Source organism: Kitasatospora sp. NPDC001159 (assembly GCF_053598235.1).
In genome coordinates, this window is sequence record NZ_JBSFJV010000044.1 from 19,163 (window position 1) to 32,660 (window position 13,498).

Below are 13,498 nucleotides of genomic sequence, written 5' to 3' on the forward strand. Positions count from 1 at the left end.
CTTGTGCCCCGGGCATCCCCGCGGGCCTGCTCGCACGCCCGTTCCCGGCTCCCCCGCTACGCTTGCTGCACCCCAGCGAACCAGCGGAGCAGCATCGTGACCTCGTCCAGCAACCGGCCGGCCAACCCCATTGACGTGGAGGACGTCCGCGCGCGCGTCAACGCCGCCCTCGCCGCGTTCATGGACGGCCAGTCCGTGTTGCTCGGCAAGATCTCGCCGCAGCTGGTGCCCGCCTCCGACGCGCTGCGCGACTTCCTGCTGGACGGCGGCAAGCGGCTGCGCCCGGCCTTCTGCTACTGGGGCTGGCGCGGCGCCGGCGGCCCGGCCGCGAGCGAGGGCATCGCCAACGCGGCGGCCGCGCTGGAGCTGCTGCAGGCCAGCGCGCTGGTGCACGACGACCTGATGGACCGCAGCGACACCCGCCGCGGCCTACCCTCGGTCCACCGCCGCTTCGAGGCCCTGCACCGGGACAGCGGCTGGCGCGGCGACCGCGAGCAGTACGGCGCCTCGGCCGCGGTGCTGCTCGGCGACCTGCTGCTGATCTGGTGCGACGAGCTGTTCCTGCGCTCGGGCCTGGACCCGGCCGCCGTGCTGGCCGCCAAGCCGGTGTTCGACCTGATGCGCACCGAGGTCATGGTCGGCCAGTACCTGGACGTGCTGGAGCCGGTGGCCGGCGACTCCACCGACGAGGGGGCGCTGGACCGGGCGCAGACCGTCCTGCACTACAAGTCGGCGAAGTACACGATCGAGCGGCCGCTGCAGGTCGGCGCGCTGCTCGCCGGGGCCGGGCCGGAGCTGGTCGAGGCCCTCGGGGCGTTCGGGCTGCCGCTGGGCGAGGCCTTCCAGCTGCGGGACGACCTGCTCGGCGTCTTCGGGGACCCGGCCGTCACCGGCAAGCCGGCCGGGGACGACCTGCGCGAGGGCAAGCGCACCCTGCTGGTCGCGCACGCGATGCGCGCCCTGCCGGCCGCCGACGCCCAGCACCTGGACGCCCGGCTCGGCGCGCCGGACCTGGCCGCCGAGGAGGTCGCCGAGCTGCGCGAGCTGGTCGCCCGCAGCGGCGCGCCCGAGCTGGTGGAGCGCCGGATCGAGGAGCTGATGCGGCAGTCGCTGGCCGCGCTGGAGACGGCGCCGCTCGCCGACGAGCGGGCCCGTGCGGTGCTGCTGGCGCTGGCCGAGGCCGCTACCGTCCGCAAGTACTGAGTGACGGCGGCGGCCCCGGAACGGGTCAACGCGCCGCGCGCACCCGACGGGACAGCTCGGCGGCGGCCGCCCGCGGGTCCTCCGCCGCGGTGATGGCCCGAACCACGACGATCCGGCGGGCCCCGACGGCCAGCACCTCGTCCAGGTTGCCCAGGTCGATCCCGCCGATGGCGAACCACGGCCGGTCGGTGGGCTGCTTCGCCGTGTACGAGACCAGGCCGAGGCCCGGCGCCGGGCGGCCCGGCTTGGTCGGGGTCGGCCAGACCGGGCCGGTGCAGAAGTAGTCCACGCCCGGCTCGGCGATCGCCGCGTCCACCTCGGACTCGGCGTGGCAGGACCGTCCGATCAGCACGTCCTCACCGAGGATCGCCCGGGCGGCCGGCACCGGCAGGTCGTCCTGGCCGAGGTGCAGCACGTCCGGCCGGGCCGCGTGGGCGACGTCGGCGCGGTCGTTGACGGCCAGCAGCCTGCCGTGGCGACGGCAGGCGTCGGCGAAGACCTCCAGGGCCTCCAGCTCCTGCTTGGCCTCCAGGCCCTTGTCGCGGAGCTGGACGACGTCCACCCCGCCGGCCAGCGCCTCGTCCAGGAACTCGGCGAGGTCGCCCTGCTCACGGCGGGCGTCGGTGCACAGGTAGAGCCGGGCGTCGGCCAGGCGGGAGCGCAGGTCGGTCGTCACAGCGCCATGGCCTGGGCGCGGCGCTTGACCTCGGTCGCACGGTTCTCCCGCAGCGCCTGCACCGGGGTACCGGGCAGCGTCGGGTCCTCGGTGAACATCCACTCGATGATCTCCTCGTCGGAGAACCCGCTGTCCCGCAGCACGGTCAGCAGGCCGATGAGGTGCTTCACCGGGCCGGTCTCGTCGATGAAGGCCGCCGGGACCTGCAGCGACTTGTTGGGACCGCGGCGGACCGCGATCAGGTCACCGTGCTTGACCATGTTGCGGACCTCGGTGACCACCACACCCCACCGCTCGGAGATGTCGGGGAGGTACAGCCACTCGGGGACCAGGGCTTCAGTCTTGGCTTCGATCTCACTCACGGCACCAGACTGCCACCTCAGCCCCCCGCCACGCACATGCCCCCTAGCTGGTGGCAGCCTTCAGCGGCACGTTCGGGTCCGCCGCGCGGGCCGGGTCCAGCGCCGTACCGCGCTCGATCAGCTTCCGCCCCTGGGTCAGGTCACGCGGGCGGTCCACGGCCAGCAGCGCGCTCGGCACCCCGTCGCGCAGCCAGAGCACCGACCAGGAGGCGTCCTGCGGGCTGCCGCGCCACAGCAGCTCGTCCCCCTCGGCGTGCCGGCCGGCGTACTGGACCATCCGCCCGAACTGCTCGGACCAGAAGTACGGCACCGGGTCGTACGGCGCGTCCGCCCCGAGCACGGCGGCGGCCGCGGCGTCGCCCGACTGCAGCGCGTGGTCCCAGTGCTGGACGGCCAGCCGGACGCCGGAGCGGGCCGACGGGTAGCTGACGCAGTCCCCGGCCGCGAAGACACCGGGCAGGCTGGTGCGCAGTCCCTCGTCCACCACGACCGCGCCGGTCCCGTCCAGCTCGATGCCCGAGCCGGCCAGCCAACCGGTCGCGGGCCGGGCGCCGACGCCGACCACCACCTCGTCGGCGGGCAGGTGCGAGCCGTCCGCGAGCAGCACCGCCCCCGGCTCGACGGCGGCCACGCCGACCCCGCAGCGCAGCTCGACCCCGGCCTCGGCGTACCAGGCGGCCATCGCCGAGCCGACCTCGGTCGGCAGCGCGCCCGGCACCGGCGCCGGGCCGGCCTCGACCACGGTCACCTCGCAGCCGGCCTGCCGCGCGGCGGTGGACACCTCGGCACCGATCCAGCCCGCGCCGACCAGCACCAGTCGCAGCCCCGGGCGCAGCAGCACGCGCAGCGCCAGCGCGTCGTCCAGGGTGTGCAGCAGGTGCGCGCGCTCGGCGCCGGGCAGGGCGCGCGGGACAGCGCCGGTGGCGATCACCAGCGAGTCGTACAGGAGGTCGCCGCCGTCGGTGTGCAGCACGCCGGGGGTGAGGCCGGTGGCGCGGCGGCCGGTGAGCAGTTCGATGCCGAGCTGCCCGTAGTCGATGTCCAAGGTGGTGGCGTCGGCCTTGCCGAGCAGCACGTCCTTGGAGAGCGGCGGCCGGTCGTACGGCGCGTGCGGCTCCTCACCGACCAGTGTGATCCGCCCCCGCCAGCCGCCCTGCCGCAGCTTCAGGGCGCACTGCGCCCCGGCCAGCCCGGCTCCGACGACGACCACCCGATCCGTTCCGCTCAGCTCTGCCACGCCCGTCACTGTACTCAGCGCCGCACGGGCACCCGGCGGCCGTCCACCCCTCCCACGGCCCTTCGGCCGGGCCGACCCCCGGCGTTAAGGTGGGTGCACCACACGGGAGCCCGGCGTACCGGGCTGAGAGGCGGGCTGACACGGCCCGCGACCGTCCGAACCTGATCCGGGTCATACCGGCGAAGGGAGAAGAGCAGCTTTGTCACGCTTGCCATCAGGCGCCCACGCCGACGTGCTGGTGATCGGCGGGGGCATCGTCGGCCTCGCCGTCGCATGGCGCGCCGCGCAGCGCGGTCTGCGGAACGTGATCGTGGTCGACCCCTCCCCCGGCCGCGGGGCTGCCGCAGTCGCGGCCGGGATGCTCGCCCCGGTCACCGAGCTGCAGTACGGCGAGGAGCCGCTGCTGCGCCTCGGCATGGCCTCGAACGAGCGGTACGCGGCCTTCGCCGCCGAGCTCACCGAGGCGAGCGGCGGCGAGGACACCGGCTATCGCCGGTGCGGCACGATCGCCGTCGCGCTGGACTCCGACGACCGCGAGGAACTGCGCGAACTGCACGCCTTCCACCAGCGGCTCGGCCTGGAGTCGAGCTGGCTGACCGGCCGGGAGGCCCGCAGGCTGGAGCCGATGCTGGCCCCCGGCGTGCGCGGCGGCCTGCACGTCGCGAACGACCACCAGGTGGATCCCCGGCGGCTGCTCACCGCACTGCTGCTGGCCGGTGAGCGCGCGGGCGTCGTCGGGCGGCGCGCCGAGGCCGTCGAGCTGCTGGTCGAGGACGGCCGCGCGGCCGGCGCCCGGCTCAGCACCGGGGAGACGGTGACCGCCGATCAGATCGTGCTCGCCGCGGGACCGCACAGCCACCGGCTGCCCGGACTGCCCAAGGGCGTGCTGCCCGCGATCCGCCCGGTGAAGGGGCAGGTGCTGCGGCTCCGAATCCCCGACGCCTACCGGCCGTTCCTCTCCCGCAACGTCCGCGCGGTGGTGCGCGGCCAGCACCTGTACCTGGTGCCGCGCGAGAACGGTGAGCTGGTGATCGGCGCGACCACCGAGGAGCAGGGCTACGACACCACCGTCACCGCCGGCGGTGTGTACGAACTCCTGCGCGACGCCCACGAGTTGGTGCCGGGTATCACGGAACTCCCACTCGTGGAGACCGCCGCCGGGCTGCGCCCCGGCTCGCCGGACAACGCCCCGCTGCTCGGCCCGACCCCGCTGCCCGGACTGGTCGCGGCCACCGGTCACTACCGCAACGGCGTGCTGCTCACCCCGGTGACCGCCGACCTGGTCGCCGAGTATCTGGACACCGGAGAAGTCCCGGACCTCGCAAGGCCGTTCACGCCCACCCGGTTCTCCCCCGACCACTCCACCACGAAGGCCTCCGCATGACCGAGATCGCCCTGACCGTCAACGGCGAGCCCTGCCGGCTGCCCGCCGCCACGACCCTCGCCGAGGTGGTGGCCACCGTCAGCAAGGCCAACACCGGAGTCGCCGCCGCCCTCAACGAGGCCGTGGTACCTCGCAGTTCGTGGTCCGACACGCCGCTGAACAGCGGCGACCGGGTCGAGATCCTCACCGCCGTCCAGGGAGGCTGAGCCATGGCCGACGACCTTCTCACCATCGCCGGGACGACCTTCTCCTCCCGGCTGATCATGGGCACCGGCGGCGCGCCCAGCCTGGAGATCCTGGAGCGCGCGCTGCTCGCCTCCGGCACCGAGCTGACCACGGTGGCCATGCGCCGGGTCGACGCCACCACCCAGGGCTCCGTCCTGGACGTGCTGACCCGCAACGGCATCCGGGTGCTGCCCAACACGGCCGGCTGCTTCACCGCCGGCGAGGCGGTGCTGACCGCCCGACTGGCCCGCGAGGCGCTCGGCACCGACTGGGTGAAGCTGGAGGTGATCGCCGACGAGCGCACCCTGCTGCCCGACCCGATCGAGCTGCTGGACGCCGCCGAGACCCTGGTCGACGACGGCTTCACCGTGCTCCCGTACACCAACGACGACCCGGTGCTGGCCCGCAAGCTGGAGGACGTCGGCTGTGCGGCGATCATGCCGCTGGGCTCGCCGATCGGCTCCGGCCTGGGCATCCGCAACCCGCACAACTTCCAGCTCATCGTGGAGAGCGCGGGCGTCCCGGTGATCCTGGACGCGGGCGCCGGCACCGCCTCCGACGTCGCGCTGGCGATGGAGCTGGGCTGCTCGGCGGTGATGCTCGCCTCCGCGGTGACCCGCGCTCAGGACCCGGTGCTGATGGCCGAGGCGATGCGGCACGCCGCCGAGGCCGGCCGGCTCGCCCGCCGGGCCGGCCGCATCCCACGCCGCTTCCACGCCGAGGCCTCCTCCGCGATGGCCGGCCGCGCCGACCTCGACACCCGCGAGCGTCCGGCGTTCTAGGGGCACGACGCGTCACAAGCCGGGCACAGATGGCCCCGGAGGCGATGTCCTCCGGGGTCTTCCGGTCCACACCTCACTAGACTCGCCGGGTGGACGTGACTCCTCCCCCTCGCAAGCGAGAGGGCTTCTCACCCGGATCCGAAGACCCTCATGAGGGCCAAGCCCGGACCGCCGCCCGCAGACAGGTCACCGATGGTAGTCCAATGGTGCACGCATTGTCAGATCCCCTGATCGGTACCCTGCTCGACAACAGGTACCGGGTCGAGCAGCGCATCGCGACCGGCGGGATGTCCACCGTCTACAAGGGCACCGACACCCGGCTGGACCGGGTGGTCGCCCTCAAGGTGATGCACCCCCAGCTCGCCGGGGACGAGGGCTTCACCGCCCGCTTCATCCGCGAGGCCAAGGCGGTCGCCAAGCTCACCCACCCCAATGTGGTCAACGTCTTCGACCAGGGCGCGGACGGCGGAAACGTTTTCCTCGCCATGGAGTACGTCCCCGGCCGCACCCTGCGCGACCTGCTGCGCGACCGCGGCGCCCTGTCGGTGCGGGCCGCGCTGGACGTCCTGGAGCCGGTGCTCGCCGCCCTCGGCGCCGCCCACCGGGCCGGGCTGGTCCACCGGGACGTCAAGCCCGAGAACGTGCTGATCACCGAGAGCGGCCTGGTCAAGGTCGCCGACTTCGGCCTGGTCCGGGTGCTCGGCAGCGCCGACGGCGCGCCCACCTCGACCAGCACCGCCACTGGCGGCACCGTGATGGGCACCGTCTCCTACCTGGCCCCGGAGCAGATCCTCCCGGACGCCCCCACCGACCAGCGGGTGGACGTCTACGCGGCCGGCATCCTACTGTACGAGATGCTCACCGGCCGTCGCCCGCACACCGGCGACAACCCCGTCCAGGTGATGTACAAGCACCTGCACGAGGACGTCCCCGCCCCCTCGCTGGTGGCCCCCGCCGTCGCCCCGGCGCTGGACGCCATAGTGGCCAGCGCCTGCGCCCGGGCCGCCGACGCCCGCCCGTACGACGCGGTCGAGTTGCTCGCCGCCCTCCAACGGGTCCGCCGCACCCTCACCCCGGAGGAGCTGGACGCCGAACCGCCCGCCTCCACCCGGCCCAGCCCGCGCTACCCGACCAGCGAACCGACCTCGGTGATCCAGCCGCTGCCCCGGCCCGCCGACGCCCCTCCGCCGCCGGAGCGCACCAGCGTGCTGGACGTGCCAGCGGAGCTGATGGACCAGCTGCTGGTCGAACCGCGCCCGTACGACGAGCCGACCCCGGTCCGGTCCCGCCGGCCGAGCCGGCTGCGCCGCCTCCCGCGCAAGCCGATGATCTGGGCCGCCGCGCTGACCGCCCTGGTGATGGCGGTCGGCGGCGCCACCTACGGGATCTCCGAGGGGCTGTACGGCTCGGTGCCGGGCATGCTCGGCAAGGACCGGGGCGAGGCCCAGCGGATCCTGGACAAGGAGGGCATGCACGGCAAGTTCGTCGAGGTGTACAGCGAGTCCGTCCCGGCCGGGCAGGTGATCTCCACCGACCCCGGGGTGGGCGCACGCACCCGCAAGAGCGACTCGGTGACGGTCACCGTCTCCAAGGGCCCCAAGCGGATCGCGGTGCCGGACGTCACCGGCAAGAGCGCGGACGACGCGGCCGCCGCGCTGGCCGCCGCCCAGCTGACCAAGGGCGCCGTGACGCAGACCTACAGCGACGGCGTGCCGGAGGGCTCGGTGATCAGCAGCTCGCCGGCGGCCGGGCAGCTGCTGCAGGAGAACGCCGCGGTCTCGCTGGTGGTCAGCAAGGGCATGGTGCCGGTCCCGGACGTCACCGGGATGAGCCGGGACGACGCGCAGAAGGCACTCCAGGCGGCGGGCTTCACCATGAAGGCCTCCACCGACTGGACCCTCGGCATCGGCAAGGTGGGCAGCCAGTCCCCGGCGGCCGGCGAGCGGCACCCGCAGAAGACCGTGGTGACGGTCAACTTCTCCCTCTTCTGAGCGAGTTCCCCTGGACGACGTCGCGCCTCAGCGGAGCGGCCCGTCGCCCGGCTCCTCCTGGTAGGAGTAGCGCTGCTCGCGCCAGGGATCGGCCAGGTTGTGGTAGCCGCGCTCCTCCCAGAAGCCGCGCCGGTCGGCCCGCATGTACTCCACCGCGCGCACCCACTTGGGCCCCTTCCAGGCGTAGAGCCGCGGGACCACCAGCCGGACCGGGAAGCCGTGCTCGGCGGTGAGCGCCTCGCCGTTGCGGTGGGTGGCGAGCAGGGTGTGCTCGTCGGCGAAGTCGGCCAGCCGCAGGTTGGCGCTGTAGCCGTACTCGGCCCAGACCATGACGTGGGTGACGCCGGGCGCCGGGGGCACCAGGTCGAGCAGGACGGCGGCGGGCACGCCCGTCCACTCGTTGCCGAGCAGCGAGAACTTGGTGACGCAGTGCAGGTCCGCGACCACGGTGGTGCGCGGCAGGGCGTTGAAGGCCTCGAAGTCCCAGCTGCGCTTCTCCGCCGAGGAGGTGGCGCCGAACACCTGGAGGTCCCAGGTCAGGGGCTTGAAGCGGGGCACCGGCCCGTAGTGCAGGGCGGGCCAGCCGCGCTGCGCGTGCTGCCCCGGGGGGAGCCTCGGGTCAGACGGCGGAAGCTGCTCTTGTTCGGACTGACCCATGGCTCCATGGTGACAGACGGCGGCCAAGCCACAGCGCGCGCCCCTTCACGCGCGGTTCACGCCCCGTCCGCACGGACCAATGGTCGATCGCACACCCCTTGAGTTCGCCCCAAATCGGGCATTCCGCCACATCTCATGGTGAGTGTGAACTTACTGGAATTTCCTCCCAATGCGGTGCCAGGATGCGCAACGCAGGACTCACCGCAGGACGTAGCGCAGGGAGGCAGCACCATGCAGGGCGACCCGGAGGTCATCGAGTTCCTCAACGAGCAGCTCACGGCCGAGCTCACCGCGATCAACCAGTACTTCCTGCACGCCAAGATGCAGGAGAACTTCGGCTGGACGAAGCTCGCCGAGTACACCCGGCACGAATCGTTCGACGAGATGAAGCACGCCGAGACGCTCACCGACCGGATCCTGCTCCTGGACGGTCTGCCCAACTACCAGCGGCTGTTCCACGTCCGGATCGGCCAGACGGTCAAGGAGATGTTCGAGGCGGACCGCCAGATCGAGGTCGAGGCGATCGACCGGCTCAAGCGCGGGATCGTGGTGATGCGGGCCAAGAACGACGTCACCTCGGCGAACATCTTCGAGTCCATCCTGGCGGACGAGGAGCACCACATCGACTACCTCGACACCCAGCTGGAGCTCCTGGACAAGCTCGGCGAGGCGCTCTACATCGCCCAGGTGATCGAGCAGCCGGAGTCCTGAGACCCGCCCCCGGCTACCGGCTCAGGCCACCCGCAGCGGGACCACCGGGGCGTTCGGCGCCATCGACGCCGGGGCCGCGGTCGAGGCCGGAGCGGCGGGGGCGGCCCGGACCTCCGGGTCGAGGCCGAGCTTCGCGGCCAGCCGGGCGGTCGGGCAGGGCCGGGCGCCGTGCTCGCCGAGCAGCGCCTGGATCCGGCGGACGCAGGACCCGCAGTCCGTGCCGGCCTTGCAGCCCTTGGCTATCTGGCGAGGGGTGCTGGCACCCCCGTCGATCGCCATCTTCACCTGGTCCTCGGTGACCGCATGGCACATGCACACGTACATCGCGGTCTCTCCCGGGGTGAAGCGCGCGGAGTGGATCTTGACTAAGGTTTGCCTTAGTTCGCTAAGCCTCACCTTACCTGGCGATCCGCGTGTGAAAAAGCCCCTCCGGGCTCGGGAGTCCCGAATCCGGAGGGGCCTTCGTCACAGTTGCTCGCCCGCTCGCTTCCGAGCCGCTCCTGCCCCGGGCCGACGCTCTCCCCCGGCCTGGCGGCCGGGAGGTGCGCCCACGCTCCGGCGCTCCTTCGTCGCCAGTCGCTCGTCGCCTTCGGCACCGGCGCGGCCCTTCGGCTCGGGGCGGGACGCTGGCAGGACCTACTGGCCGCGGTACATCTCCGCCACCAGGAACGCCAGGTCCAGCGACTGGCTGCGGTTGAGCCGCGGGTCGCAGGCCGTCTCGTAGCGCTGGTGCAGGTCGTCCACCAGGACCTCGTCGCCGCCGCCGACGCACTCGGTGACGTCGTCGCCGGTCAGCTCCACGTGGATGCCGCCCGGGTGGGTGCCGAGCGCGCGGTGCACCTCGAAGAAGCCCTTGACCTCGTCCAGCACGTCATCGAAGCGGCGGGTCTTGTGACCGCTGGACGCCTCGAAGGTGTTGCCGTGCATCGGGTCGCAGATCCACACCGGCTTGGCACCGGAGGCGGTGACCTTGTCCACCAGGGTGGGCAGGTGGTCGCGGATCTTGCCCGCACCCATCCGGGTGATGAAGGTGAGGCGGCCGGGCTCGCGCTCCGGGTCCAGCTTCTCGATCAGGGTGAGCGCCTCGTCCACCGAGGTGGTCGGGCCGAGCTTGACCCCGATCGGGTTGCGGATCTTGGAGGCGAACTCGATGTGCGCGTGGTCCAGCTGGCGGGTGCGCTCACCGATCCACACCATGTGGCCGGAGACGTCGTACAGGTCGCCGGTGCGCGAGTCCACGCGGGTCAGCGCGGTCTCGTAGTCGAGGATCAGCGCCTCGTGCGAGGAGTAGAACTCGACGGTCTTGAACTCCTCCGGCGCCACACCACAGGCGTTCATGAACGCCAGGGCGTTGTCGATCTCCCGGGCGAGCTGCTCGTAGCGCTGACCGGCCGGCGAGTTGCGCACGAAGTCCTGGTTCCAGGCGTGCACCTGGCGCAGGTCGGCGTAACCACCGGTGGTGAAGGCGCGCACCAGGTTGAGCGTCGCCGCGGAGGCGTTGTACATCCGCTTCAGGCGCTCCGGGTCCGGGATGCGGGACTCGGGGGTGAACTCGAAGCCGTTCACCGAGTCGCCGCGGTAGACCGGCAGGGTCACGCCGTCACGGGTCTCGGTCGACTTGGAGCGCGGCTTGGAGTACTGACCGGCGATCCGGCCGACCTTCACGACCGGAACCGAGGCCGCGTACGTCAGCACGGCGGCCATCTGCAGCAGGGTCTTCAGCTTGTTGCGGATGTGCTCGGCCGAAACGCCGTCGAAGGCCTCGGCGCAGTCGCCGCCCTGGAGGAGGAAGGCCTCCCCGCGTGCCACGGCACCGAGCCGGGCGCGCAGCTGGTCACACTCGCCGGCGAAGACGAGGGGCGGATAGGAGGAGAGCTCAGCAAGGGTCTTGCGCAGAGCCTCGTGGTCCGGCCATTCAGGCTGCTGCGCCGCGGGCAGGGACTGCCAGGAGTGGCCAGTCCTAGATGTCTCAGTCGTTGCGGTCACATCGCCAAGGCTACGGGGTGGCACGCGCGATTCGTGACCATTGCCCGAGGGATGAGACACGTCTCGGACAAAGCCGGTCGCGGCCTCACCCGGTCGGCAGCATCCGATACGCTCGACCCATGCACGCGCCCCACACCCGTTCCTGGTGGTGGGCCTCCCCCATGGGTGGCCCACAGATCGCGCGTTCCTAGACGAACACGACGGCCGCCCCTCGGGGCGGCCGTCGGCGTCTGAGCAGACGGCCCTCCGGGAGCGGAACCCAGTCCCGCCCTCGCCATTCCTCCCCGGAAGGAAGCCGTACTCGTGACCACCCCCGCCGAGCTGCTCGCCCGCCTCACCGCCCCCGGCGCCCCGGCCTTCGCCCTGCTGCACCGCCGCACCCCCCGGCATGCCCCGGACACCGTCGAGGTGCTGCTGGGCACCGTCGGCAGCTACGACCGCCTCTCCGACCTGCCGGTCCGCAGCGGCATCCCGTCGGCCGGCCCGGTCCACGACCTGCTCGCGCTCGTCCCGTACCGGCAGATCCGCGAACGCGGCTTCGAGGCGCACGACGACGGCACCCCGCTGCAGGCCCTCGCGGTGGCCGAGCAGTACGCGCTGCCGCTGGCCGACTTCACCGCCGCCCTGCCGCACCTGCCGGTGTCGCTGACCGGCGGCGCCTTCGACGTCGACGACGCCGAGTACGCGTCGATCGTCCGCCGGGTGATCGAGGACGAGATCGGCAACGGCGAGGGCGCCAACTTCGTGATCCGGCGCGACTTCCACGCCACGCTGGACGACTTCTCCCCCGAGCTGGCCCTCTCGCTGTTCCGGCGGCTGCTGGAGCAGGAGCGCGGCGCCTACTGGACCTTCCTGGTCCACACCGGGGAACGTCCTGCCGGCGGCGAGCCTGGTCGCTGCCTGGTCGGCGCATCCCCCGAGGTGCACGTCCGGCAGAGCGGCGGCACCGTCGTGATGAACCCGATCTCCGGCACCTACCGCTATCCGGCCGGCGGCGCCGACCTCGACTCGCTGCTCCAATTCCTGCACGACCCCAAGGAGTTGGAGGAGCTGACCATGGTGGTCGACGAAGAGCTCAAGATGATGTGCACGGTCGGCGACCTCGGCGGCCAGGTGCTCGGGCCCCGGCTCAAGGAGATGTCCCACCTCGCCCACACCGAGTACGAGCTGCGCGGGCAGACCTCCATGGACGTCCGCGAGGTGCTGCGCGAGACGATGTTCGCCGCCACCGTGACCGGCAGCCCGGTGCAGAACGCCACCCGGGTGATCAAGCGCTACGAGCCCACCGGGCGCGGCTACTACTCCGGCGCGCTCGCCCTGATCGGCCGCTCCGCGAGCGGCGGGCAGCTGCTGGACTCGCCGATCTGCATCCGCACCGCCGACATCGACCCGGCCACCGGGCAGCTGGTCGTCCGGGTCGGCGCGACCCTGGTCCGGCACTCCGTCCCGGAGTCCGAGGTGGCCGAGACCCACGCCAAGGCCGCCGGGGTGCTCACCGCGATCGGCGCCCGACCCGCCCCCGCCCGGCTGCCCAGCCCCACCGGGCCCCGGCACGCCGACAACCACCGGGTGCAGGCCGCGCTCGACTCCCGCCGGGCCGACCTCGCCCCGTTCTGGCTGCGGATGCAGTCGCCGTCCGAGGTCACCGAGACCGAACCGACCCTGGTCGTGGACGGCGAGGACACCTTCACCTCGATGCTCGCCCACCTGCTGACCTCACTCGGCCACCGGGTCACCGTGGTCCGCTACGACGAGCCGGGCCTGCGCGAGCTGGTCGCCGCACACCGCGGCCCGCTGGTGCTCGGCCCCGGCCCGGGCGATCCGGCACTCACCGACGACCCCAAGATGGCGGTGCTGCGCCCGATCGTCGCGGACGCCCTGGCCGCCGTCCGCTCCGGCGCCCGGACCGCGCCGCTGCTCGCGGTCTGCCTCAGTCACCAGCTGCTCTCCGCCGAGCTCGGGCTCGCGCTGGGCCGCAAGGCCGTCCCGTACCAGGGGGCGCAGGAGAGCATCGACCTGTTCGGCAGCCGGCGGAGGGTCGGCTTCTACAACACCTTCACCGCGCGCTGCTCGGACGCCGACGCGGCCCGGCTGGCCGCCGGGGGCGTCGAGGTCGCCCGGGACGCCGTCACCGGCGACGTCCACGCCCTGCGCGGCCCCGGCTTCGCCGGCCTGCAGTTCCATCCGGAGTCGGTGCTCACCCGGGACGGCGTGGACATCGTGGCGGCCCTGCTGAAGCAGGCAACGACCGTACGGCGCTGAGGAGTTGGGCGGGTCCTGGGCG

13 protein-coding genes and 1 riboswitch are annotated in these 13,498 nt (G+C 72.8%); of the genes, 7 read left to right on the top strand and 6 right to left on the bottom strand.

Annotated elements, in window-relative coordinates; genetic code table 11:
• Positions 1 to 96 precede the first annotated feature (96 nt).
• The gene (locus tag ACWC9T_RS22525) at positions 97 to 1,203 is read left to right on the top strand and encodes a polyprenyl synthetase family protein (RefSeq protein ID WP_449822835.1); all 1,107 of its coding nucleotides are present in this window, start codon (positions 97 to 99) and stop codon (positions 1,201 to 1,203) included.
• Positions 1,204 to 1,228: 25 nt separating this feature from the next.
• On the opposite strand, the gene thiE is transcribed toward ACWC9T_RS22525, so the two are convergent.
• Genes thiE through ACWC9T_RS22540 form a run of 3 tightly spaced genes read right to left on the bottom strand, consistent with a single transcriptional unit; the run spans position 1,229 to position 3,487 of the window.
• On the bottom strand, positions 1,229 to 1,879 hold the full coding sequence (thiE, locus tag ACWC9T_RS22530; RefSeq protein WP_449822836.1) for a thiamine phosphate synthase: 651 nt from the start codon (positions 1,877 to 1,879) through the stop codon (positions 1,229 to 1,231).
• A complete protein-coding gene (locus ACWC9T_RS22535; RefSeq protein ID WP_449822837.1) occupies positions 1,876 to 2,241 on the bottom strand; it encodes an Rv2175c family DNA-binding protein in 366 nt (121 codons plus the stop codon). The genes thiE and ACWC9T_RS22535 overlap by 4 nt, the downstream gene beginning before the upstream one ends.
• A 43-nt stretch (positions 2,242 to 2,284) precedes the next feature.
• The gene (locus ACWC9T_RS22540; protein ID WP_449822838.1) at positions 2,285 to 3,487 is read right to left on the bottom strand and encodes an NAD(P)/FAD-dependent oxidoreductase; all 1,203 of its coding nucleotides are present in this window, start codon (positions 3,485 to 3,487) and stop codon (positions 2,285 to 2,287) included.
• An 83-nt stretch (positions 3,488 to 3,570) separates the two neighbouring features.
• Positions 3,571 to 3,683: riboswitch (TPP riboswitch) on the top strand.
• 3 nt (positions 3,684 to 3,686) lie between these two features.
• Between ACWC9T_RS22540 and thiO the strand changes: the two genes are divergently transcribed.
• The 4 genes from thiO (at position 3,687) to pknB (ending at position 7,860) form a co-directional block, all read left to right on the top strand.
• Complete coding sequence (thiO, locus tag ACWC9T_RS22545) at positions 3,687 to 4,862, top strand: glycine oxidase ThiO (protein ID WP_449822839.1); 1,176 nt, start codon at positions 3,687 to 3,689, stop codon at positions 4,860 to 4,862.
• A complete protein-coding gene (gene thiS / locus ACWC9T_RS22550; RefSeq protein WP_449822840.1) occupies positions 4,859 to 5,068 on the top strand; it encodes a sulfur carrier protein ThiS in 210 nt (69 codons plus the stop codon). The genes thiO and thiS overlap by 4 nt, the downstream gene beginning before the upstream one ends.
• Positions 5,069 to 5,071: 3 nt before the next feature.
• Positions 5,072 to 5,869 carry a thiazole synthase gene (locus ACWC9T_RS22555; protein ID WP_449822841.1) on the top strand — a complete coding sequence of 266 codons (798 nt, stop codon included), beginning with the start codon at positions 5,072 to 5,074 and terminating at the stop codon, positions 5,867 to 5,869.
• 215 nt (positions 5,870 to 6,084) lie between these two features.
• Positions 6,085 to 7,860 carry a Stk1 family PASTA domain-containing Ser/Thr kinase gene (pknB, locus tag ACWC9T_RS22560; RefSeq protein ID WP_449822842.1) on the top strand — a complete coding sequence of 592 codons (1,776 nt, stop codon included), beginning with the start codon at positions 6,085 to 6,087 and terminating at the stop codon, positions 7,858 to 7,860.
• 27 nt (positions 7,861 to 7,887) lie between these two features.
• Here pknB and ACWC9T_RS22565 read toward each other — a convergent pair whose 3' ends face one another.
• Positions 7,888 to 8,517, bottom strand: a complete 630-nt coding sequence (locus ACWC9T_RS22565) for a sulfite oxidase-like oxidoreductase (protein WP_449822843.1) — start codon at positions 8,515 to 8,517, stop codon at positions 7,888 to 7,890.
• A gap of 231 nt (positions 8,518 to 8,748) precedes the next feature.
• Here ACWC9T_RS22565 and bfr point away from each other — a divergent pair, with 231 nt between their 5' ends.
• On the top strand, positions 8,749 to 9,228 hold the full coding sequence (bfr, locus tag ACWC9T_RS22570) for a bacterioferritin (protein ID WP_449822844.1): 480 nt from the start codon (positions 8,749 to 8,751) through the stop codon (positions 9,226 to 9,228).
• 21 nt (positions 9,229 to 9,249) lie between these two features.
• On the opposite strand, the gene ACWC9T_RS22575 is transcribed toward bfr, so the two are convergent.
• Both ACWC9T_RS22575 and ACWC9T_RS22580 read right to left on the bottom strand, forming a co-directional pair.
• On the bottom strand, positions 9,250 to 9,552 hold the full coding sequence (locus ACWC9T_RS22575; protein ID WP_449822845.1) for a (2Fe-2S)-binding protein: 303 nt from the start codon (positions 9,550 to 9,552) through the stop codon (positions 9,250 to 9,252).
• A gap of 312 nt (positions 9,553 to 9,864) precedes the next feature.
• Complete coding sequence (locus ACWC9T_RS22580) at positions 9,865 to 11,214, bottom strand: class II 3-deoxy-7-phosphoheptulonate synthase (protein ID WP_355673361.1); 1,350 nt, start codon at positions 11,212 to 11,214, stop codon at positions 9,865 to 9,867.
• A gap of 303 nt (positions 11,215 to 11,517) precedes the next feature.
• Between ACWC9T_RS22580 and ACWC9T_RS22585 the strand changes: the two genes are divergently transcribed.
• Positions 11,518 to 13,476 carry an anthranilate synthase family protein gene (locus ACWC9T_RS22585; protein WP_449822846.1) on the top strand — a complete coding sequence of 653 codons (1,959 nt, stop codon included), beginning with the start codon at positions 11,518 to 11,520 and terminating at the stop codon, positions 13,474 to 13,476.
• Positions 13,477 to 13,498 lie beyond the last annotated feature (22 nt).

Bases quoted from the DNA above. Each gene is read 5' to 3' on its own strand.
- ACWC9T_RS22555 (WP_449822841.1), top strand. From the start codon at position 5,072: ATGGCCGACGACCTTCTCACCATCGCCGGGACGACCTTCTCCTCCCGG.
- bfr (WP_449822844.1), top strand. From the start codon at position 8,749: ATGCAGGGCGACCCGGAGGTCATCGAGTTCCTCAACGAGCAGCTCACG.
- thiS (WP_449822840.1), top strand. From the start codon at position 4,859: ATGACCGAGATCGCCCTGACCGTCAACGGCGAGCCCTGCCGGCTGCCC.
- ACWC9T_RS22565 (WP_449822843.1), bottom strand. From the start codon at position 8,517: ATGGGTCAGTCCGAACAAGAGCAGCTTCCGCCGTCTGACCCGAGGCTC.
- ACWC9T_RS22575 (WP_449822845.1), bottom strand. From the start codon at position 9,552: ATGTACGTGTGCATGTGCCATGCGGTCACCGAGGACCAGGTGAAGATG.